This window comes from Komagataeibacter diospyri (assembly GCF_006538165.1).
GTDB classification, from domain to species: domain Bacteria; phylum Pseudomonadota; class Alphaproteobacteria; order Acetobacterales; family Acetobacteraceae; genus Komagataeibacter; species Komagataeibacter diospyri.
Map to the genome: position 1 here is coordinate 22,026 of NZ_BDLU01000001.1, position 22,342 is coordinate 44,367.

At 62.6% G+C, this 22,342-nt stretch carries 18 protein-coding genes; 12 read left to right on the plus strand and 6 right to left on the minus strand.

Annotation, left to right across the window (positions count from 1 at the left end; all coding sequences use genetic code 11):
* Positions 1 to 40 precede the first annotated feature (40 nt).
* Both MSKU9_RS00110 and msrA read left to right on the plus strand, forming a co-directional pair.
* Positions 41 to 2,734 (plus strand): valine--tRNA ligase, encoded by a 2,694-nt coding sequence (locus tag MSKU9_RS00110; RefSeq protein WP_141259393.1) that lies wholly within the window; start codon positions 41 to 43, stop codon positions 2,732 to 2,734.
* 141 nt (positions 2,735 to 2,875) lie between these two features.
* On the plus strand, positions 2,876 to 3,430 hold the full coding sequence (gene msrA, locus MSKU9_RS00115) for a peptide-methionine (S)-S-oxide reductase MsrA (RefSeq protein ID WP_141259336.1): 555 nt from the start codon (positions 2,876 to 2,878) through the stop codon (positions 3,428 to 3,430).
* 6 nt (positions 3,431 to 3,436) lie between these two features.
* On the opposite strand, the gene MSKU9_RS00120 is transcribed toward msrA, so the two are convergent.
* Genes MSKU9_RS00120 through MSKU9_RS00140 form a run of 5 tightly spaced genes read right to left on the minus strand, consistent with a single transcriptional unit; the run spans position 3,437 to position 9,012 of the window.
* A complete protein-coding gene (locus MSKU9_RS00120; RefSeq protein ID WP_141259394.1) occupies positions 3,437 to 4,789 on the minus strand; it encodes an ABC transporter ATP-binding protein in 1,353 nt (450 codons plus the stop codon).
* Positions 4,790 to 4,798: 9 nt separating this feature from the next.
* Positions 4,799 to 6,517, minus strand: coding sequence for an ABC transporter permease (locus tag MSKU9_RS00125; RefSeq protein ID WP_141259337.1), 1,719 nt, complete (start codon positions 6,515 to 6,517; stop codon positions 4,799 to 4,801).
* Positions 6,514 to 6,975 (minus strand): dUTP diphosphatase, encoded by a 462-nt coding sequence (gene dut, locus MSKU9_RS00130; protein ID WP_141259338.1) that lies wholly within the window; start codon positions 6,973 to 6,975, stop codon positions 6,514 to 6,516. The genes MSKU9_RS00125 and dut overlap by 4 nt, the downstream gene beginning before the upstream one ends.
* Before the next feature lie 16 nt (positions 6,976 to 6,991).
* Complete coding sequence (gene coaBC / locus MSKU9_RS00135) at positions 6,992 to 8,215, minus strand: bifunctional phosphopantothenoylcysteine decarboxylase/phosphopantothenate--cysteine ligase CoaBC (RefSeq protein WP_141259339.1); 1,224 nt, start codon at positions 8,213 to 8,215, stop codon at positions 6,992 to 6,994.
* Complete coding sequence (locus tag MSKU9_RS00140) at positions 8,215 to 9,012, minus strand: class I SAM-dependent methyltransferase (protein WP_141259340.1); 798 nt, start codon at positions 9,010 to 9,012, stop codon at positions 8,215 to 8,217. Before MSKU9_RS00140 ends, coaBC begins: the two co-directional genes overlap by 1 nt.
* 29 nt (positions 9,013 to 9,041) lie before the next feature.
* Between MSKU9_RS00140 and mutM the strand changes: the two genes are divergently transcribed.
* The 6 genes from mutM (at position 9,042) to gyrB (ending at position 17,069) form a co-directional block, all read left to right on the plus strand.
* Positions 9,042 to 9,923, plus strand: coding sequence for a bifunctional DNA-formamidopyrimidine glycosylase/DNA-(apurinic or apyrimidinic site) lyase (gene mutM, locus MSKU9_RS00145; RefSeq protein ID WP_141259341.1), 882 nt, complete (start codon positions 9,042 to 9,044; stop codon positions 9,921 to 9,923).
* A gap of 104 nt (positions 9,924 to 10,027) precedes the next feature.
* Complete coding sequence (rpsT, locus tag MSKU9_RS00150) at positions 10,028 to 10,297, plus strand: 30S ribosomal protein S20 (protein WP_141259342.1); 270 nt, start codon at positions 10,028 to 10,030, stop codon at positions 10,295 to 10,297.
* A 367-nt stretch (positions 10,298 to 10,664) separates the two neighbouring features.
* Complete coding sequence (gene dnaA, locus MSKU9_RS00155) at positions 10,665 to 12,128, plus strand: chromosomal replication initiator protein DnaA (protein WP_141259343.1); 1,464 nt, start codon at positions 10,665 to 10,667, stop codon at positions 12,126 to 12,128.
* Positions 12,129 to 12,238: 110 nt separating this feature from the next.
* Positions 12,239 to 13,363, plus strand: coding sequence for a DNA polymerase III subunit beta (dnaN, locus tag MSKU9_RS00160; protein ID WP_141259344.1), 1,125 nt, complete (start codon positions 12,239 to 12,241; stop codon positions 13,361 to 13,363).
* 22 nt (positions 13,364 to 13,385) lie between these two features.
* Positions 13,386 to 14,510 carry a DNA replication/repair protein RecF gene (gene recF / locus MSKU9_RS00165; protein WP_141259345.1) on the plus strand — a complete coding sequence of 375 codons (1,125 nt, stop codon included), beginning with the start codon at positions 13,386 to 13,388 and terminating at the stop codon, positions 14,508 to 14,510.
* 90 nt (positions 14,511 to 14,600) lie between these two features.
* On the plus strand, positions 14,601 to 17,069 hold the full coding sequence (gene gyrB / locus MSKU9_RS00170) for a DNA topoisomerase (ATP-hydrolyzing) subunit B (protein ID WP_193557595.1): 2,469 nt from the start codon (positions 14,601 to 14,603) through the stop codon (positions 17,067 to 17,069).
* 4 nt (positions 17,070 to 17,073) lie between these two features.
* On the opposite strand, the gene gph is transcribed toward gyrB, so the two are convergent.
* Positions 17,074 to 17,754, minus strand: coding sequence for a phosphoglycolate phosphatase (gph, locus tag MSKU9_RS00175; protein ID WP_141259347.1), 681 nt, complete (start codon positions 17,752 to 17,754; stop codon positions 17,074 to 17,076).
* Positions 17,755 to 17,865: 111 nt separating this feature from the next.
* Between gph and glmU the strand changes: the two genes are divergently transcribed.
* From glmU to thiS, 4 genes are all read left to right on the plus strand, one after another.
* Positions 17,866 to 19,233, plus strand: coding sequence for a bifunctional UDP-N-acetylglucosamine diphosphorylase/glucosamine-1-phosphate N-acetyltransferase GlmU (gene glmU / locus MSKU9_RS00180; RefSeq protein ID WP_141259348.1), 1,368 nt, complete (start codon positions 17,866 to 17,868; stop codon positions 19,231 to 19,233).
* A complete protein-coding gene (gene glmS / locus MSKU9_RS00185; RefSeq protein WP_141259349.1) occupies positions 19,233 to 21,056 on the plus strand; it encodes a glutamine--fructose-6-phosphate transaminase (isomerizing) in 1,824 nt (607 codons plus the stop codon). Before glmU ends, glmS begins: the two co-directional genes overlap by 1 nt.
* Positions 21,057 to 21,121: 65 nt before the next feature.
* Positions 21,122 to 22,117, plus strand: coding sequence for a glycine oxidase ThiO (gene thiO, locus MSKU9_RS00190; protein ID WP_141259395.1), 996 nt, complete (start codon positions 21,122 to 21,124; stop codon positions 22,115 to 22,117).
* A gap of 23 nt (positions 22,118 to 22,140) precedes the next feature.
* On the plus strand, positions 22,141 to 22,341 hold the full coding sequence (gene thiS, locus MSKU9_RS00195) for a sulfur carrier protein ThiS (protein WP_141259396.1): 201 nt from the start codon (positions 22,141 to 22,143) through the stop codon (positions 22,339 to 22,341).
* Position 22,342 lies beyond the last annotated feature (1 nt).

A 22,342-nucleotide genomic window follows, 5' to 3' on the forward strand; every position in this document is an offset into this window, starting at 1 on the left:
CCTGCCCTGCGTCTGATTATGGTGGATCTGGTTTTTCGTGATGCTTGACAAGTCGTTCTCCCCCGACGGGACAGAAACTTCCCTCTATGCCCTGTGGGAGGCCAGTGGCGCTTTCAGCGCCCAGCCGAGCAGTGCTGCCAGACCCTACACCATCATGATTCCGCCCCCCAACGTCACGGGCACGCTGCATATTGGCCATGCCCTGACCATGACCCTGCAGGATACGCTGATTCGCTGGCGGCGCATGCAGGGGCGCGATACGCTGTGGCAGCCGGGCACTGATCACGCGGGCATCGCGACCCAGCTGGTGGTCGAACGGATGTTGCAGAAGGAAGGCACATCCCGGCAGGAAATGGGCCGTGATGCTTTCATTGAACGCGTATGGGAATGGAAGGCCGAATCCGGCGGCGGCATTACAAAGCAGTTGCGCCGCCTTGGCGGGTCACTGGACTGGCCGCGTGAACGCTTTACCATGGATGATGGCCTGTCCGATGCGGTGAAGGAGGTGTTTGTCACCCTCTACCGCGAAGGGCTGATCTATCGTGACCGCCGGCTGGTCAACTGGGACCCCGCCTTCCGCTCCGCCATTTCAGATCTGGAAGTCGATAACCGCGAAATGCGTGGCAACCTGTGGTATATCCGCTACCCTGTTGAAGGGCAGCCAGGTCGTACCATCACGGTCGCCACCACCCGTCCCGAAACCATGCTGGGTGACATGGCCGTGGCCGTGCACCCGGAAGATGAACGTTTTGCTGACCTGGTGGGCAAGAATGTCATCCTGCCGCTGACGGGCCGGCGTATCCCCATCGTGGCCGATGAACACTCGGACCCGACCAAGGGTAGTGGCGCGGTCAAGATCACGCCTGCCCATGACTTCAATGACTTTGAGGTCGGTCGCCGCCACAAGCTGGATATGCCAAGCGTGCTGGATGAGGAAGCCCGCATTACCCTTGCCGAAATCAAGGCGGAACTGCGCGCCGAGGACGGTCTGGCCGATCCCGCCTTCGTCCGTGCGCTGGAAGGCATGCCGCGTGATGAAGCGCGCAAGGCCATGGTGGCGGAACTTGAGCGCCTGGAATGGCTGGAAAAGATCGAACCGCACACCAATCAGGTGCCCCATGCCGAACGCAGTGGCGCAGTGGTCGAGCCGCGCCTGACCACGCAGTGGTACTGCGATGCCAAGACGCTTGCCGGTCCCGCGATTGACGCGGTGGAAAGCGGCAAGATCGAATTCGTGCCCCGGCAGTGGGAAAACACCTTCTACGCCTGGATGCGGGACATCCAGCCATGGTGTATCAGCCGTCAGTTGTGGTGGGGCCACCGCATCCCGGCATGGTATGGCCCGGATGGGCATGTATTCGTTGCCCATGACGAAACTGACGCAGCGGAACAGGCACGGACCCATTATGGTCAGGACACGGTGCTGACGCGTGATGAAGACGTGCTGGATACGTGGTTTTCCTCCGCGCTGTGGCCGTTCTCCACGCTGGGCTGGCCGCAGCAGACGCCGGAACTGGCCCGCTATTACCCGACCGACGTGCTGGTCACGGGCTTTGACATCATCTTCTTCTGGGTGGCCCGGATGATGATGATGGGCCTGCATTTCATGAAGGACGTGCCCTTCCGGCAGGTATTCATCCATGGGCTGGTGCGTGATGAACGCGGGCAGAAAATGTCCAAGTCCAAGGGCAATGGCATCGACCCGCTGGAAATGATCGACAGTTATGGCGCGGACGCCATGCGGTTCTGCATCTGCTCGCTGACCGGTCTGGGCCGTGATGTGAAGCTGGGCCGCAGGAAGGTGGAGGAATACCGCTCCTTCATTACCAAGATCTGGAACGCCGCGCGCTTCTGCGAAATGAACGGCGTGGCCCCGGTCGCGGGCTTCAGCCCCGCCAGCGTGCAGTCCCCGCTGGGCCGCTGGATACTGGCGGAACTGGCGCAAGCGGTGGAAGATGCGTCAAAGGCGCTGGAATCCTTCCGATTCGATGAATACGCCGCCGTCTGCTACCGCTTTGTCTGGAACTGTTTTTGTGACTGGTTCCTTGAACTGGCCAAGCCGGTCTTTGCAGCAGGCGACACGGCGAAAGCGGTCGAGACCCGCGCGGTTGCCGCCCACGTGCTGGGTACCATCATGCGGCTGCTGCAGCCCGTCACCCCGTTCGTGACCGACAGCCTGTGGCAGCATTTTGGCTTCGGGCCGGAAGGGTCGCTGATTACCGCACCGTGGCCGCAGCCCGAACATCTGGAAGGGGCAACGGAAGCGCGTGCGGAAATGGAGTGGCTGATCCGCTTTATCAGCGCGATCCGCACCGTGCGTTCCGAAATGAATGTGCCGCCGTCCCGTCTGGCCCCGGTCCTGCTGCGTGACGCGTCCCCGGCAACCGTGGCGCGAGCCGCCAAATGGTCGGAAGCGATCGGGCGCATGGCCCGCGTATCCGAAGTACTGCCGCTGGAAGGTGAAATGCCGCAGGGTGCAGCCCAGCTGGTGGTGGACGAAGCGACACTGGTCATTCCCCTTGCCGGGATTATTGACCTGGCGGTTGAACGCCAGCGGCTGGAAAAGGAATGTGCTAAGGTCGATGGTGAAATTACCAAGGTCGAGCGCAAGCTGGGCAATGCCGATTTCGTGGCCCGCGCCAAGCCTGAAGTCGTTGCTGAAAACCGCGAACGCCTTGAGACGTTCCAGGCGGAACGCGTAAGGCTGAAAGCGGCACTTGCACGGATTGCGTAACGGCTTGTTTTAAGGGGATAAAAGTTTCTGGGTGCTGCCTGTTCTTAAAAAGGCGGCACTTTTTGAATGTCTTTTGAAAGAAAGCGTTACCAGAAACTTCCAGAATATTCTCTTCACGGCAACTTGGGGAAGGAAGCCACCATGACCAAAAACGCATTGGAGACACTGGTGCTGGGTGGAGGCTGCTTCTGGTGCCTTGAGGCGCCGCTGAAGGAACTGCGTGGCGTGGAGGGGCTGGAACCCGGTTATGCCGGAGGGCATGCCGCCAGCCCTACCTATGAACAGGTCTGTTCGGGCCGCACCGGCCATGCGGAGGTCGTGCGGGTGACGTTCGATCCCGCTGAGCTGTCATGCGCCGACCTGCTGCGCATTTTCTTCGTCATGCATGATCCCACAACCCTCAACCGACAGGGCAATGACGTGGGGACGCAGTATCGCTCCGCCATATTCTGGCAGGGACCGGAACAGGAAATGACGGCCTATGCCATCCGTAACGAAATTGCGGAGGCAAAGGTGTGGCCGGACCCGCTGGTGACCGAAATCGCGCCGCTGACGCATTTCTGGCCAGCCGAGGATTATCACCGGGATTATTTTGCCCGTAATCCCGGCAATCCGTATTGCAGCGCCGTGATTCCGCCCAAGATCGCCAAGATGCGTCGGCTGTTTCGTGACCGGCTGGTGGATACGGCGGGCTAGGGCCGTCTATTCGGTTTCGTCGTCTAGGAAAAGCTGGTCGGCTTCTTCATCAAAATCGAACAGTTCGGCATAGCGTGCCCAGCCGATCAGCGTCTGCAGTGTCTGACGGGCATAATCGGGGGACATGCTGTCTTCCAGTTCGTCACGGAAGCGTTCGGCGCTGGCGCGGTGATTGGGGCGTTCATCCAGCACGGCGCGGATGGTGCGCACCATGGGAATGTTATGCAGCATGCTGTGCCACAGGATGTTCTTGCGGGTGTCATGCTCGCTCTGGACAAAGCGCATGCCTTCGGGGGTGAGCATGATATCGCCGTCCTCCAGTTCGGCAAAGCCCAGCAGTTGCAGCGACTCGCCTAACGGAAACAGGTCATCCAGCTCAAGCTGCAAGCGGCTGGCCAGCAGCGGCAGGTCGGCGCGTCCGTGAAGCGGGTCGGCCGCCAGCGTTTCCATCATGCCCACGATGGTATTGATCGGCAGCGCGGGCAGGGCCACGGCGTCGGCCGTAATCTGCACATGCTTCATATCCGGGTCGGTCATGTCCGCTTCTGATACCACGGGCGCACGACGGGTCATGAGCGCGTAAATCCGGTCCACGAACTGCCGGAAGGCTGCGTCCTCCCGATTGCGGGGATGTTCAAAGGGCACCTGCAGCTCATAGGCGACCCGACCGGGGTTGGACGAAAAGATCAGGATGCGGTCGCACATCAGCACCGCTTCTTCGATATTATGCGTCACCAGCAGGATGGACTGTATGGGCAGCTTCTTTTCCGCCCACAGTTCCACCAGGTCGGTGCGCAGGTTTTCGGCCGTCAGCACATCCAGCGCCGAAAATGGCTCATCCATCAGCAACAGGTCAGGGTGTACCACCAGCGCCCGCGCCAGCCCCACACGCTGGCGCATGCCCCCCGACAGTTCCTTGGGATAGGCGTTTTCATACCCACCCAGACCGATCAGCCCGATCGCGTCTTCGGCCAGCTTGTGGCGCTCGGCCATGGGCACGCCCTTCGCCTCCAGCCCCAGCTCCACGTTTTTCTGTACCGTCAGCCACGGGAACAGCGCAAATGACTGGAACACCATGGAAATGCCGTCAGCCGGGCCTTCCAGTTTCTTGCCTTTCCATATCACTTCGCCCGCCGTGGGCGGCAGCAGGCCCGCGATAATGCGCAGCAGCGTGGATTTGCCCGACCCCGACCGGCCCAGCAGCCCCACGATTTCCCCACTGCGGATGGACAGGTTCACGCCATCCAGCACCACCAGGTCGGTGGCACTTTCCTTGTGATAGGCCTGCCGACAATTGATGATCCGGACAAGCTCCGTCCCGGACTTGGGTGGGGGAGGGGCGGTGTCAGGCTGCTGCATCATGAACTCTCAGTCAAAGGTGTAATGCCGCGCGGCATAATTGGATAACGGACGCCACAGGGCGCGATTGAGCAGGAGCACGAACGCCGCCATGATCGCCATGCCCAGCCCCACCTGGTCGGTCGCACCCGCCACGGTGGCATGGGCGATATAGGCACCCAGCCCGTTAGCGCTCAGGGTCGTGTCTCCCCAGCTTGCGACCTCGGTCGCGATGGCGGCGTTCCACGCGCCACCCGATGCGGTCAGCGCACCGGTAATGAAATAGGGCGTGATGCCCGGCAGCATGACGCGCCGCCACCACAGCCAGCCCCGGACATGGAAGTTCTTGGCCGCTTCCAGCAGGTCACCGGGATAGGACGATGCCCCCGCCACGATGTTGAACAGGATATACCACTGCGTGCCCAGCAGCATGAGCGGCGTCAGCCAGATATTGCTGTTCAGGTGCCAGCGCACGATCACCACCACCACCAGTGGAAAGAACAGGTTGGCAGGGAAGGCGGCCATGAACTGCGCCGCCATCTGTGCACGTCGTGCCCGTCGTGGTGACAGGCCCAGCCATATTCCCAGCGGCACCCATATCAGTGACGCCACAATGACCGTCACCATCACGCGCGCCAGCGTGACACCACCCAGCATGGTGACATGCAGCATCTGTCCCGCCGTATAATGGGTACTGGCATATGCCCATGTCTTCCACCCGATGGTGATGGCGCAGACAGCCAGTGCCGCGATCCATGCGCTGTCCAGCAGGCGGGATGGGACAAGCGGTCGCCGCGGGGCGGATGGGCGCGGCCCCAGTGGCAGCCAGCCGATGCGGGTCATCATGCCACCCAGTCGCAGGCAGGCCTGACGCAGCAGGTGCGTGCGCCGCAGCAGGGTCAGCACCCATGGGTCGGGTGCTGCAAGCGTCGTGCCCTCGTCGGTCTGGAAGCGTGCCGACCATGCAACCACCGGACGGAACAGTAGCTGGTCATAGGCCAGGATGACCGCCAGCATGGCGGCAATGGCATAGAAGATCGCCCATATGTTGCGCTGTTCGATCGCAACGCCCACATACGACCCGATTCCCGGCAGGGCAATATCGGTATTCCCGACCGTGATCGTTTCGGAATAAACGACCATGAACCATCCGCCGGACATGGAAATCATGGTGTTCCATACCAGTGACGGGATGGCGAATGGCACTTCCAGCCGCCAGAAACGCTGCCACGGCGTCAGGCCGAAGCACAGGGCCGCTTCCTCCAGGTCAGGGGGTACGGTGCGCAGCGCCTGATACATGGCAAAGGCCATGTTCCATGCCTGACTGGTGAAAATGGTGAAGATGGCGGCCAGTTCCGCCCCCATCATCCGCCCGGGGAACAGACCGAGGAAGAAGACCACCGTAAACGTCAGGAAGCCAAGGATCGGCACCGATTGCAGGATATCCAGCAGCGGGATCAGCACCTGTCCCGCGCGCCTGCTCTTGGCGGCCCAGACAGCATAGGTGAAGGTAAAGACCAGCGACGCGGCAAGGGCTGCGAACATGCGCAGCGTGGTTCGCACGGCGTAGGCGGGCAACCATGCGGGGTTGAGGTGGATGGTCCCTGCCTCACTGGCGGGAATGGGCACCAGCATGTGGCGCCCGGCGGTGGCGACAATAACAGCCCCCGCCATGATCGCCAGCAGGCCAAGCAGGTCTGGAACATTGGGGCGGACCCGCAGGTTCCCCGGCAGGCTACCGTCTGTCACCCTGCGGTGCCCGTGCTGCCAAAGCCGCCCATGCCACGATCCGTTTCCTCCAGTTCCGAATATTCAACCCATGTCCCGCGCACGACCGGGGCAAGCACAGCCTGTGCAATGCGCATGCCACGCTCGACCACAAAGGGTTCGCTACCGGTATTCATGACGATGATGCCGATTTCCCCACGGTAATCCTCATCAATCGTGCCGGGGGCGTTGGGCAGGGTGATGCCGTGTTTGAGGGCAAGGCCCGACCGCGGGCGGATCTGCATTTCATACCCACGCGGCAGCGCGACACACAGCCCCGTGGGTACCAGCGCGCGGCTTCCGGCCCCTATGGTCACCGGTTCGGTCACGGCTGCCAGCAGGTCCATTCCGGCCGCGCCATCGGTGGCGTAACCAGGCAGCGGCAGCCCATGGGCATGGGCCAGGCGGCGGACTTGGATGGGCAGGGGGGAGGAAGTCATGGCAGGGTCCGTCGGATTATTCAGGTTTGGGGTGTGGCGTTTGCAGGAATGTGGCGATCCGCGCAACCAGCCTGTGCGCGACCTGCGTCTTGTCCAGTCGGGGCCAGTGTTCACAGCCCGCAGCATCTATCAGGGTGACCTCGTTTTCCGTACCGCCCATGATCCCGGTGCCCGGGCTGACATCATTGGCTACGATCCAGTCACAGCCCTTGCGTTCGCGCTTGGTGGTGGCATGCGCCAGCACATGCTCGGTTTCCGCCGCGAATCCGATAATCAGTCCTGGTCTTGTCGGGCCAGGCTGGCTCAGCGTCGCAAGGATGTCGGGGTTGGGAAGCAGTTGCAGCGCGGGCGGCGCCGCATCTGCTGTTTTCTTGATCTTCTGGGTTGCCGGGGCAACATGCCAGTCCGCCACGGCGGCGGTGCATACGGCAATGTCGCAGGGCAACGCATGGCGGCAGGCATCCAGCATGTCACGTGCCGTTTCCACCCGCACGGTGTGCATGCCTGCCGGATCGGGCAGGGTGGTCGGGCCACTGACCAGTGTTACATCCGCCCCGGCCGCCGCAAGGGCTTCGGCAATGGCATATCCCTGCATGCCGGAGGAACGGTTGGCGATGTAGCGCACGGGGTCAATCGGTTCGTGCGTGGGGCCTGCGGTCACCAGCGCGCGGCGGCCCGCCAGTGGCCGGTCGGGTGACAGCCCGCGCAGGATGGCTGCAAGGATCGCATCCGTTTCCGCCAGCCGTCCCGGTCCGGATTCGTTACATGCCATGAGACCGGATTCCGGCCCCACGAAGGCCACGCCACGCGCACGTAGCGTGGCGACATTCGCCTGTGTTGCCGCATGGGTCCACATGCGTACGTTCATGGCGGGAGCGACCAGCACAGGTGTGTCGGTGGCCAGCAGCACGGTGGTGGCCAGGTCACCGGCCAGTCCGGTGGCCATGCGGGCCAGCAGGTCGGCGGTAGCGGGGCAGACCACGACCAGATTGCTGCTGCGTGACAGGGCGATATGTCCCATCTCGCTTTCATCGGTCAGGGAAAACAGGTCGCTGAAGACACGTTCGCCACTCAGCGCCTGAATGGACATGGGGGTGACGAATCGTGCCCCCGCATCCGTCAGCACGGTGCGTACGCGCAGGCCGTGTTCGCGCAGCCTGCGAATCAGTTCCAGCGTCTTGTAGGCGGCAATGCCCCCACCCACGACCAGCAGGACAGAACGGGTCGCCCCATCCCCCATCAGATTTTCCAGCCGGAATGGATCGCGGCAATCCCGCCGGACAGGTTCTGGTAAGATACCCGTTCCAGCCCTGCTTCACGCATCATGTCCGCCAGCGTTTCCTGATCAGGGAACATGCGGATGCTTTCTGCCAGGTACTGGTAGCTTTCACGGTCACCCGCGATCGCGGCTCCCATGCGTGGCAGCACGTGAAAGGACCAGGCGTCGTAAACCGGGGCGAAGGCCGCGACCTGAACGCGGGAGAATTCAAGACACAGGAACCGCCCGCCCGGGCGCAGGATGCGATGGGCCTCGCGCAGCACCTGCAGCTTGTCCGTGCAGTTGCGCAGGCCGAAGGCGATGGAGACGCGATCAACCGAATTGTTGGCCAGCGGAATGGCTTCGGCATCAACAGCCAGAAAGTTGAGGCCCGAGACAAGCCCGCGCTCCAGCGCGCGGTTGCGGCCCACCGTCAGCATGCTGACATTGATGTCGGACAGGATGGCCGGGCCGCCACCGCCACGCAGCCACCCGAAGGAGATATCACCCGTCCCGCCCGCAAGGTCGAGCAGCGACAGGTCGGGGTGGGGGGCGAGTTCGTTGACGAAAATCTTCTTCCACGCGCGGTGGATGCCCAGCGACATCACGTCGTTCATGATGTCGTATTTGGAGGCCACGCTGTCAAAGACATTCCGGACCAGGGATTTCTTCTCGCGCAACGGCACGTCGCGGAAGCCGAAATCGGTGGTATCCGCATGGCGGTCATCGGGACGGCCTGCGGAAGGGGAGGGATGGTATGGCTGGCTAATGTCGGTCATGATGCACAGGTATAAACCCAGATGAGGCCATGCCGGAACTACCTGAAGTCGAAACTGTGATGCGCGGGATGCGAGTGCATCTTGAAGGTCACACTATTTCACGCGCCAGCACGCACCATACGGGCCTGCGATGGCCCTTTCCGACTGGTCTGGCGACGGCGCTGCAGGGGCGGCGGGTCGATGGATTCGCCCGGCGGGGAAAATATATCCTCATCACGCTTTCGGGCGGGATGGTTGTGGTGCTGCATCTGGGCATGTCCGGCCGCGTGCTGCTGTCACGCCCAATGGCGGCTGAGCGCGACCTGCCGCCCGCATTGCACGAACATCTTGTGATCGAGACGGCGCAGGGCGCGCGCTGCGGGCTGGTGGACCCCCGGCGTTTCGGCATGGTTGATCTGGTGGCGGCGGCAGATGTGGAAAATCACCGCCTGCTGGCGGGTATGGGGCCGGAACCGCTGGGTAACCGGTTTGATGGCGCGTGGCTGACAGCGCGTGCCCGCGGGCGGCGTACCAGCATCAAGGCCCTGCTGCTGGACCAGCGCGTGGTGGCTGGGCTTGGCAACATATATGTGTCCGAAGCCCTGTTTCGTGCGCGTATCCACCCCGCGCGGGCGGCAGGTGACATCAGTGCGGCGCGGTATGACATCCTTGCCACCGAAATCCGTGCGGTGCTGGAGGAGGCAATTGCCGCTGGTGGCTCAAGCCTGCGTGATTACGTGCAACCGGATGGGGAGTTGGGCTATTTCCAGCATGCCTGGCGCGTGTACGGGCGGGAGGGGGAGGGGTGCCCCGACTGCCCCGGTCCACCGGCATGCGACGGGGTGGTCCGGATCACCCAGTCCGGGCGTTCAAGCTTTTTCTGTCCCCGCCAGCAGGGGGTGGAAAATGATTTAGGCAAAGACTTGTCTTGACGAATGGGGTCAGGGTGGACTAGATCGCCAGCCTGATATGGGATGTCCGCAACGATCGGGTGGCGGACCGCCGTAACCTGATTTATGCAGATGAACTGAGAGCAATGGCCAATACAGCATCAGCGCGCAAGCGCATCCGCCAGAACGAACGCCGCAACGCCCGTAACACGGCACGCCTGTCGCGCGTCCGCACCTTCGTGAAGAAGGTCGAGGTCGCCATCGCGACCGGCAAGAAGGACGACGCTGCCGTTGCGCTGCGCGCGGCACAGCCGGAACTGCAGCGTGCGGTTGGCAAGGGCGTTCTTCACGCCAACACTGTTGCCCGTCGTATTTCGCGCCTGTCCGCACGTATCAAGTCGCTTGCTGCTGCGTAAAAGGCTGCTGATTTCTTTCATATGAAAGAATGAGGCAAGTAATAAAAAAGGTCGTATATCGCCATTAGTAGCGATAGCGGCCTTTTTTGTTTGCCATATTCATGTGGTGTGATCGGGTTTTGATGGGTTGGAGGCAGATTCCCGTTGCTTCGGCCGATTCCCTGCTCTACCTTATGTGGATAATTCCAACGTCATCTGTTGCCTTGGGGCCTGGGGGCCGGGTTGTAGGTCGTGTACAGGTGCGCGGCTGGCTTCCTGTCCGCTGCATGCAGGGCTGATGACGGGCGGTAACAGTTATGGATGGAGCGGGGGCACGAATGCATGCGCGGGGGTGCATGTTTCGTGTCTCATGTAGCCGGGAGTGGATATGACGGGCGGACTGGAAGGCTATGACGCGGTTGCGGAAGCCAATGCGCAGAAAAGTGTGCTCGCCATTCACTGGTCGCGCATCTGCGAACGGCTGAAGGCCGAGGTCGGGGAAGTCGAATACCGCACATGGCTGCGCCAGATCACGGTCGGTCCGGTGGATGAGGATGAGATTACCCTCTACCTGCCCACCCGATTCCTGCGCGACTGGGTGCGTGGACAGTATGGCGACCGGCTGGGCACGCTGTGGAATGCCGAGGTGCCCGCCATCCGTCGCGTTGAACTGCAGGTCGCACGCCCCGGCAGCGCATCCGCAACGTCCCCCGCAGATGGTGTGACCGTCCCCGCCGCCACGACAGAGGCGCGTGAGGAGGCGGTTTCCCGTCCGGCAGTCCCCGCCCCGGTCGCGGAAGAACCGCGCCACGCTGAAGTGCGCAGCGACCTTGCCGCCCCCCTGGACCCGCGCTTCACCTTCGATACCTTTGTCGTGGGTAAGCCCAACGAATTTGCCTATGCCTGCGCCCGCCGGGTTGCGGAACGGCCGTCCAGCCCCGGTTTCAACCCGCTGTTCCTGTATGGAGGCGTGGGTTTGGGCAAGACGCATCTCATGCACGCGATCGGGGCCGAACTGTTGCGCGAGGGCAGGGTGTCCGTTGCCTACATGTCGGCGGAAAAGTTCATGTACCGCTTCATCGCGGCCATCCGGTCCCAGTCCACCATGGAATTCAAGGAACAATTGCGCTCGGTCGATGTGCTGATGATCGACGACCTGCAGTTCCTGATCGGCAAGGACAACACGCAGGAAGAATTCTTCCACACCTTTAATGCACTGGTCGACGCGGGGCGGCAGATCGTGGTGTCGGCCGACAAGTCGCCTTCCGACCTGTCGGGGCTGGAGGACAGGCTGCGCACCCGCCTGGGCTGTGGCATGGTGGCGGATATCCATGCCACCACGTTCGAGCTGCGTATTTCCATCCTTGAAGCCAAGGCCAGCGCGTCCGGCGTGGTGGTGCCCGCCAAGGTGCTGGAATTCCTTGCCCACAAGATCACCTCGAACGTGCGTGAGCTTGAAGGCGCGCTGAACCGCCTGATCGCGCATGCCAACCTGTTTGGTCGTCCGGTCACGCTGGAGGCGACGCAGGATGTGCTGCATGATATTCTCAAGGCCCATGACCGCCGCGTTACCATCGAGGAAATCCAGCGCAAGGTGGCTGAACACTGGAATATCCGCCTGACCGACATGTCCTCGGCGCGGCGTGCGCGCGCTGTGGCGCGGCCGCGACAGGTGGCGATGTACCTGGCCAAGCAGTTGACCAGCCGCTCCCTGCCCGAAATCGGGCGCAAGTTCGGCAATCGTGATCATACGACGGTCATGCATGCCGTGACGCGGGTGACGGAACTGATGGAACAGGACCCGGCCTTTGCCGAGGATGTGGAACTGCTGCGTCGCATGCTCGAAAGCTGAATGAATTTAGGATTTAACGGCCTCTTTACCAGCGTCGTCCCGCGCTGCTAGACTGGTCGCCCCCCGTCTGTACGTGCCTGACGTGACGGGATGTGGAGGATATCGTACCGATGAAGTTGAAGGCCGACCGCGTAACGCTGCTCAAGGCACTGGCCCATATCCAGAGCGTTGCCGAGAAGCGCAATACCATCCCCATCCTGGCCAACGTGCTGATCAATGTCGTGGATGGCGCCATGACACTGACGGCGACCGACATGGAAATCGCGGTGGTTGAAGGGGTTGCGGCCGAAACCCAGCGTGATGGCGCGGTCACGGCACCTGCGGCCGTCCTGTATGAAATCGTGCGCAAACTGCCCGATGGCGCGCATGTCGAACTGGACCATGCCGGAGGCGATGCACCGCTGGGCCTGCGGGCGGGCCGGTTCGCGACCAGCCTGAACGTCCTGGACGTGGATGACTTCCCGTCCATGATGGCAGGCAGCCTGCCACATGAATTCAGCATTCCGGCACAGGTGCTGCGTGGCCTGATCGACCGCACGCGGTTTGCCATCTCCACCGAGGAGACGCGCTATTACCTCAACGGTATCTTCCTGCACGTGGCCGAAGGCGATGCGGGACAGGTGCTGCGCGCGGTGGCGACGGACGGGCACCGTCTGGCCCGGGTCGAGACCGAACTGCCCGCGGGCAGCGCCGGCATGCCCGGCGTGATCGTGCCGCGCAAGACGGTGGCCGAACTGCGCAAGCTGCTGGACGAAGGACCGGAGCAGGTTGATGTGGCCCTGTCCGATACCCGCATCCAGTTTTCCATTGGCAACATCACGCTGACGTCGAAGCTGATTGACGGCACGTTCCCTGAATATGAGCGTGTGATTCCACACGGGAATGACCGCATCCTGCGCGTGGGCAAGAAGATCTTTTCTGATGCCGTGTCCCGCGTGGCCGCGATCAGTCAGGAACGCTCCCGTCCGGTCAAGCTGAGCATGGCGCATAACCTGCTGACACTGTCAGCCGCCAGCCAGGACCAGGGTACCGCGACGGAAGAACTGGACGAAAACCATGTCTCCTATGATGCCGCCCCCATCGAGATCGGCTTTCAGGCGCGCTATCTGAACGACATTACCGATCAGGTGGAAAGGGAAGTGGAATTCGCCTTTTCCGACAGCTCCGCCCCCACCATCGTACGCGATGTGGACAGCCCGTCCGCGCTGTATGTCCTGATGCCGATGCGCGTGTGACCGCGCGCGGCCATCAGGTCGCATGGCCTGCGTAACGCGGCTGGTTCTTACGGATTTCCGTAATTACCACCATCTTTCATGGAAACCGGCGTGCCCGGTCACGGTCATTACCGGTCCGAATGGCAGCGGCAAGACCAACCTGCTTGAGGCGGTGTCGCTGCTGGTGCCAGGGCGTGGCCTGCGGGGGGCGCGCATGGACGAACTGCCCCGTCATGGTGCGGTCCTGTGGGGTGTCGCAGCCGATGTCGCGGCGCAGTGGGGTGATGATGCCCTGTCCATCCAGATTGCCACCGGGGCCGATCCCGTCCGGCCCGAACGGCGGGCGTTTCGCGTGGATGGGCAGGCCCTGCGCAATCGTGACGCCGTAGGTGAATATTTTTCTGCCGTATGGCTGACACCACAGATGGATCGGCTGTTTCAGGAAGGGGCAGGTGGTCGTCGCCGCTTTCTGGACCGGCTGGTGCTGGCGCTTGAACCCGGTCATGCGCGTGAACTGGCAGCTCACGACCGCGCAATGATGCAGCGCAGCCGCCTGCTGGCGCAGCATGGGGCGGATAAGGACTGGCTGGCTGCCCTTGAACGCACCATGGCGCGTCATGCCGTCGCTACGGTTGCGGCCCGGGTGGATATGGTGGCCCGCCTGAATTCGGATGAACAGGCGGTAGCTGACGGCTTTCCTGCGGCATGGCTGGAGCTGGATTGTCCGATTGCCGGCCGGTTGCGCGAAATGCCGGCCCTTGCGGTGGAGGATTGGCTGGCGGAACAGATCGCGGCGATGCGCATGATCGACCGCCAGCGCGGGGGAAGTCGCTTTGGCGCGCACCGCACCGACCTGCGCATGGCCGACCGGCTGAGCCGACGCCCGGCCAGCCAGTCCAGCACCGGCCAGCAGAAGGCGCTGCTGCTGGGCATCGTCCTGTCACATGCGCGCATCCTTGCCGCGTGCCGGGGGCAGATGCCGATGCTTTTGCTGGATGAACCACTGGTACATCTGGATGATGTGCGGCGCGACGCCCTGTTTCAGGCCATCGGACGGATGGATACCGGCGTGTTTCTGACCGGAACGGACGATGAACAGTTTGCGCCGTTGCAGCGGATTGCCGAATTCGTGACGCCGGGTATGGGTAATCTTGCGCCGCATGCATGATTTCGATGGGGAATGCTGGTTACGCGGGGTGGTTCAGGCTATAATGCATTCTGTTATTTTGTTGTTATCCGCTGTGGAGCATCTGCCGGCATGTCCGATCAATCCAGTCCCGATCAGAAACACGATGCCGAGGCCGTGGGCGGTGTAACACCCGCCGCGGACTATGATGCGGCATCCATCTCGGTTCTGCGGGGGCTGGACGCGGTGCGTAAGCGGCCCGGCATGTATATCGGTGATACCGATGACGGGTCGGGCCTGCACCACATGGCGTTCGAGATCATCGATAACGCCGTGGATGAAGCACAGGCCGGATTTGCGACCACCTGTATCGTCACCCTCAATGGAGATGGCAGCGTCAGCGTGCGTGATGACGGACGCGGCATCCCGACCGACATGCACCATGAAGAAGGGGTGAGTGCGGCCGAAGTCGTGCTGACCAAGCTGCATGCGGGTGGCAAGTTCAACCAGAATTCCTACAAGGTATCGGGTGGCCTGCATGGCGTGGGTGCCGCCGTGGTCAACGCACTGTCGGAATGGATGGAAGTCCGTATCTGGCGTGATGGCAAGGAACATGTGATCCGCTTCCGCGCGGGCGAACGGGATGAGCCGCTGCGCGTGGTGGGCGATAGCAGTGATCCGACCGGCACGCAGGTCACCTTCAAGCCAAGTGCCGAGACGTTCGCCAGGGTGGAATTCGAATTCCCGATTCTCGAACGGCGCCTGCGTGAACTGGCCTTCCTCAATTCCGGGCTGAAAATCGTCCTGCGCGACGAACGCCATACCCCGGCGCGAGATGAGAAATTCCATTACGAGGGCGGCCTGTGCGCCTTTGTCGAATGGCTGGACCAGGGCAAGAACGCGATTGTCGAACCGCCGATCACCGGCAGCCTGCAGAATGAAGAAAACGGCATCAAGGTCGAATTCGCCCTGACATGGAACGACAGCTTCCATGAAACCATGCTGTGCTTCACCAACAACATTCCCCAGCGTGATGGCGGTTCGCATCTGGCCGGTTTCCGTCAGGCGCTGACCCGCGTGGTCGGTCGCTATGCCGAAGCGAACGCCAGCAAGAAGGACAGCCACGCCCTGAATGGCGAGGACATGCGCGAAGGTCTGACCGCCGTGCTGTCGGTCAAGGTGCCGGACCCCAAATTCTCGTCACAGACCAAGGACAAGCTGGTCTCGTCCGAGGTGCAGCCGGTGGTGCATGCGGCTGCTGCCGACATGATCTCCCACTGGTTTGAAACCCACCCCAAGGAAGCCCGACACATCGTGGCGAAGGTGATGGATGCCGCCGCCGCGCGTGAGGCGGCGCGGCGCGCGCGTGAACTGACGCGGCGCAAGGGCGTTCTGGACATCTCCTCCCTGCCGGGCAAGCTGGCCGACTGCCAGGAACGTGATCCGGCAAAATCCGAACTGTTCATCGTTGAGGGTGACTCGGCTGGGGGCACCGCCAAGCAGGGACGTGACCGGCGGTTCCAGGCCATCCTGCCGCTGAAGGGCAAGATCCTGAATGTTGAACGTGCGCGTTTCGACCGCATGCTGGGTTCAGCTGAAATTGGAACGCTGATTACGGCGCTGGGCACCGGTATTGGCCGGGGTGATGTGGAACATGGTGGCTTTTCGATCGGAAAGCTGCGTTACCACCGCATCGTCATCATGACTGACGCTGACGTGGATGGATCGCATATCCGCACGCTGCTGCTGACCTTCTTCTTCCGGCAGATGCCCGAACTGATTGAAAACGGGTACCTGTATATCGCCCAACCGCCGTTATACCGCGCCAAGCGTGGCAACGATGAACGGTACCTGAAAGATGACGCCGCACTGGAGTCCTACCTGCTGGACAAGGCGCTGGCCAATGCCACGCTGCGTTATGCCGACGGGCGGGAGGTTGAAGGTGAGGCCATGCGTTCCGACGTGACGTTCATCCGTGACGTGACCCGTGCGCTGTCGCGTCTGTCGGCCCGGGTGCCGGTCTGGATTCTTGAACAGGCCGCCATTGCGGGCGTGTTGCAGGCCGACCCGCAGGCGGTGCCGGAACGGGTGGTCGACCTGCAGGCACGGCTGGATGCGGTGTCGCCCCCTACCGAGCGCGGATGGAAGGTCGCCGTCAGTGACAGCGGCCTGGAAATGGCCCGCAGTGTGCGTGGAGTAGGCGAGGTTTACCGCCTTGAGGCCCTGGCGCTGCGCAGCGCGGAAGTGCGCTGGCTTGCTGACCGTCATGACCGTCTGGTGGCGGATTTTACAGGTCCGGTGCAACTGGTGATTGACGGGCAGCCCCAGCCCTTCAACGGACCGGCGTCGCTGTATGAACGGATTCTGGCGCAGGGCCGCAAGGGGCTGTCCATCAACCGCTTCAAGGGGCTGGGGGAAATGAATGACGAACAGCTGTGGGAAACCACGCTGGACCCCGCCATGCGCACCCTGCTGCAGGTCAAGGTTGGCGATGTGGAAAACGCGGCGCAGGTCTTTTCCACCCTTATGGGGGATGTGGTCGAACCCCGCCGTGACTTCATTGTTGGCAACGCGCTGAAGGTTGCCAACCTCGACGTCTGACCGGTTACGCCGGCACCAGTTCGGCAGCCAGATGAGGGATCTCGGAAATGGAATCGGCGCCGACCGTGGCACCCGCTTCCATTTCGGGGCGGCCATATCCCCAGCGGGCGAAAATGGCGGGGACATGCGCCCCGATGGCCGTGGCCATGTCGTTGTGATGGTCGCCGGTCATGATCGTCCGCGTTGGACTGCCATGCGCCATTTCAATCGTGCCCAGCAGGTGGCGCGGGTCGGGCTTGCGTACGCTGAAGCTGTCGCCCCCGCCCACGGCCACGAACCATTTTTCCAGATCAAGGACCTGCAGGATGTGGCGTGCTGCGGCAACGGGTTTGTTGGTGCATACGGCCATGTGCCATCCGGCGGCCCGCATGTCTTCCAGCATGCCTGCCGTGCCGGGAAAGGGGCGGGACAGGTCGGTTGAATGAGGCGTGTAATCGGCCATGTAGCGTGTCGTGGCATCCGTCACGTCAATGCCGGTGGCGGCGGCCCCTGCATGCACCAGCAGGCGGCTGACCAGGGCTGCCACGCCATCGCCGATCATGGGACGGACCTGTTCCACTGCGATGGGGGGCAGGCCGTAATGGGCCAGAAGCCGGTTGGCGCAGGCCGCAAGATCGGGAAGGCTGTCGATCAGCGTGCCGTCCATGTCAAAAACGGCCAGGCGGGGTGGGAAAGAGTTCATCATGAACGCCTTTGAGTGTGTGAATGAAGTAGCAATCGGAAATTCTAAGTGATGGTATCGCGCACGCATAAGGGTTTGACAGGGTACGCAGGTGCGGAGTACCCGCACACTGCCATGAATACCCAGACCGATACCGCAGTATCCGCCCCCACACGCGTCCTGTCGACCGCTGTCATACTGGCCGCGGGGCGTGGCACGCGCATGAAATCGCAGCGTCCCAAGGTCATGCATCCGTTGGCGGGGCAACCCATGCTGCGCTACCTGCTGGATAATGCGGCTGAAGTCTTTGACCGCATCGTGGTAGTCGTGGGGCCGGACATGGACGATGTGGCGGCTCTTGCCGCCCCGCATCAGGTCGTGGTGCAGGTAGACCGCCTTGGCACCGGTCATGCAGCACGACAGGCGGAAACTCTGTTTGGCGATGGTGATGTCGCGGTCCTGTATGGCGATAATCCCCTGATTACGCCCGATACGATGCGCGGCCTTCTGGCGCAGCGCCGTAGTGGTGATACGGACCTTGCCCTGCTGGCCATGGAACCGGCCGATCCGGCGCGTTACGGCCGGGTGGTGGCGCATGACGGGCGGGTCGAGCGGATCGTGGAATGGGCGGATGCCACCCCGGCGGAGCGGGCAATCCGGCTGTGCAATGCTGGCGTGCTGTGTGCCGACGCGGTCGATTTCCGCCATTGGCTGGACGAAATCAATAACGACAATGCACAGGGCGAGTACTATCTGGGCGACGTGGTGACCCGGGCCGTGGCGGATGGTCGCAGCGTGCGGGCCGTCGTTGCGGCGGAAGACGAACTGCGCGGCATCAACTCACGCGCCGAACTGGCGCAGGCGGAAGCCTGCGTGCAGGCCCGCCTGCGCCGGGCGGTGATGGATGGTGGCACGACGCTTGTCGCCCCCGATACGGTTTTCCTGTGTGCCGACACCGTACTGGAACCCGATACGGTGGTGCATCCCAACGTGGTGTTCGGCCCCGGCGTGCATGTGAAAAGTGGTGCGGAAATCCATGCCTTTTCGCATATCGAAGGGGCCGTTGTCGGCCCGGATGCGCAGATCGGCCCCTATGCCCGCCTGCGTCCTGGCAGTGATGTCGGGGCAAAGGCGCGGGTTGGCAATTTCGTTGAAATCAAGGCTACGACGCTGGGCGCGGGTGCGAAGGCCAATCACCTGACCTATCTGGGCAATGCCACGGTGGGCAGCGGGGCCAATATCGGCGCGGGCACCATCACCTGCAATTATGATGGCGTGTTCAAGCACCGGACCGAAATTGGCGCGGGCAGCTTCATTGGCTCGGATTCCGTGCTGGTTGCCCCGGTCAGACTGGGTGCGGGCGTGATTACGGCGGCTGGCAGCGTGATTACCCATGACGTGCCTGATGACGCCATGGCCATTGGTCGGGCACGGCAGGCCAACAAGGCGGGATATGCCGGATCGTTTCGCGAACGGCTGAAGAACAGGAAGGAACGGGGCTGATGTGTGGCATTGTAGGGGTTGTCGGCAGCAGTCAGGCCACGCCGGTTATTCTGGATGCCCTGCGCAGGCTGGAATATCGCGGTTATGATTCCGCTGGTATCGCCACGCTGGAAGAAGGTCACGTTGAACGCCGTCGCGCGGCAGGCAAGCTGGACCATCTGGCCACCCTTCTGGCGCGCATGCCGCTGCCGGGTGTGACAGGTATTGGCCATACACGCTGGGCCACGCATGGGGCGCCCACCGAAAACAATGCCCACCCCCATGGGACGGAACGCGTATCGGTCGTCCATAACGGCATTATCGAGAATTTCGAGGAACTGCGCCAGGAACTGGAGGCGGCCGGACAGGTCTTTTCAACCGATACGGACAGCGAGACGATCGCCCAGCTGGTTGATTACCACCTGCAGCGCGGCCTTTCCCCACGGGAGGCAGCGCATGAATGTCTCAAGCGGCTTGAAGGAGCCTATGCGCTGGCCATGATTTTCGCGGGTCATGATGGCATGGTCATCGGTGCGCGCCATGGTGCGCCGCTGGTGGTGGGCTTTGGCGATAACGAGATGTTCCTTGGTTCCGACAGCCTGGCCCTTGCGCCGCTGACACGCCGCATCGCCTATCTGGATGATGGGGACTGGACCGTGGTGACACCCGCGGGCGCTGCGTTCTTTGACATGGCGGGGAATCCGGTTGAACGCCCGGTCAGGCTGACCGCGCTGATTGCGGCATCGGTCGGCAAGGATGGCTACCGGCATTATATGGAAAAGGAACTGCACGAACATCCCGTCGTGATCGGGCAGACATTGCAACGCCTGATCGACCCGGCCACCCGGCGCGTCGTGATGCCGGACCTGCCATTCGACCTCGCCACCATCCCGCGCGTGGTGCTGACGGCCTGCGGGTCGGCTTTTTACGCTGGCATGATCGGGCGGTACTGGATCGAACAGTATGCGCGCCTGCCAGTCGATATCGATGTAGCGAGCGAGATGCGCTACCGCAACCCGCCACTGGCCACGGGCGGGCTTGGGCTGCTGATTTCCCAGTCGGGCGAGACGGCGGATACGCTGGCGGCCCTGCGTGGCATGCGGGCGGCGGGGCAGCACATCGTCTCGGTTCTCAATGTGGAACAGAGCAGCATGGCACGGGAAAGCGATGCCGTGCTGGGCACCGTGGCGGGCCCGGAAATATCGGTTGCCAGCACCAAGGCCTTTACCGCGCAGCTTTCCGTCCTTGCGTGCCTGACCATCGCCCTGGGGCGTGCGCGCGGGCTGATTACCGCGCAGCAGGAAGAAGGCATGGTGACCGCCCTGCTGGACCTGCCCAGCAAGGCGACCGAGATATTCGAACGTCATGACGAAATCCGCCGCATGGCCACCATCGTGGCGGATGCGCGTGACGTGCTATACCTTGGTCGTGGGGCAATGTTCCCCGTGGCGCTGGAAGGGGCGCTGAAGCTTAAGGAAATCACGTATATCCACGCTGAAGCCTATGCCGCGGGCGAGATGAAGCACGGCCCGATTTCACTGATCGACAGTACGGTGCCAGTGGTGGCGACCGTGCCGTCCGGGCCTCTGTTTGAAAAAACGCTGTCCAACCTGCAGGAAGCCAGGGCCCGTGGTGGTCGCCTGCTGGTGTTCACGGACATGGCGGGGGCGCCGCGGCTACGTGAAATCGCGGAATGCGTGGTGGCGATCCCGACAGTAGATGAATTCGTGGCCCCGATCCTGCAGACCATCCCGGTGCAGATCCTGGCCTATGAAGTCGCCCTGCTGAAGGGCACGGATGTGGACCAGCCGCGCAACCTCGCCAAATCCGTGACTGTTGAATAGACACAAGGGCCATAACCGGCACAATCACCGCTAGTACATACAACCGGAACAGGGGCATGACGCACATGGCAGTACAAACGGCAATCCCCCATGGGGCAGGACCGTCTGTCCTTGTGCGCGGTGCGGGCGTGTCGGGTCTGACGGCGGCCGTGACCCTGGCTGAACGCGGCGCGCGGGTCAGCGTGCATGAATGTGGCGGGCGTGTCGGCTGGGGGGCGTCATGGAAGGCTGGCGGCATGCTGGCCCCATGGTGCGAGGCCGAGTCCGCCACCCCGGACGTAACCGCACAGTCCCTTGCTTCCCTTGACTGGTGGGACGCACATGTGCCCGGCGTGGACCGCAATGGAACCCTTGTGCTGGCGCCGCCGCGTGACGTGCGCGAAATCATGCGTTTCGCGCGCCGTACCTCACATTATTCCACGATTGGCGAAGGTGAGATCGCGCAGCTTGAACCTGACCTTGCCGACCGTTTTTCCCGTGCGCTGTTTTTCGCGGGCGAAGGACATGTCAATCCGCGCGACGCCCTGCAGGCGCTGGCTGTAAGGCTGGTGGAACTGGGGGGGAGCCTGCAGTTCAATGTGCCACCTGACACCAGTACGGCAGGCTATGACTGGGTGGTGGACTGCACCGGTATAGCGGCGCGCGACCAGATGGCGGACATGCGTGGGGTGCGGGGTGAAATGCTGCTGCTGCGCTGTCCCGATGTCACGCTGCATCGCCCGGTGCGCATGTTGCACCCACGTATTCCCATCTACATCGTGCCCCGTGCGGGACATGTATATATGGTAGGGGCAACCATGATTGAAAGCGAGAACGCAGGCCCCATGACCCTGCGTTCGATGGTGGAGATGCTGGGGGCGGTCTATGCCCTGCACCCGGCATTCGGGGAGGCCGAGATACTGGAAACCGGCACCGGCCTGCGCCCGTCCTATCCCGACAACATGCCCGCCGTCAGGCAGTCGGGACGGCATATCCATATCAACGGCATGTATCGCCATGGCTTCCTGCTTTCCCCTGTTCGCGCGGCCGAGGCGGCTGATATCGTGTTGGGTGAAGGCTGAACCCGGCAGAAGGGGGAATGGACATGCAGATTCTGGTGAATGACGAACATCATGATGTTACGGCAGCAAGCCTGGCTGCGTTGCTTGATGAACTGGGTTATGATGCCACTGCCCGTATCGCCACTGCGGTGGATGGCTGCTTTGTTGCGGCCAGCAGGCGTGCGGCCCATCCCCTGCATGATGGGGCGCGGGTGGAAATTCTGGCCCCCATGCAGGGAGGATAAC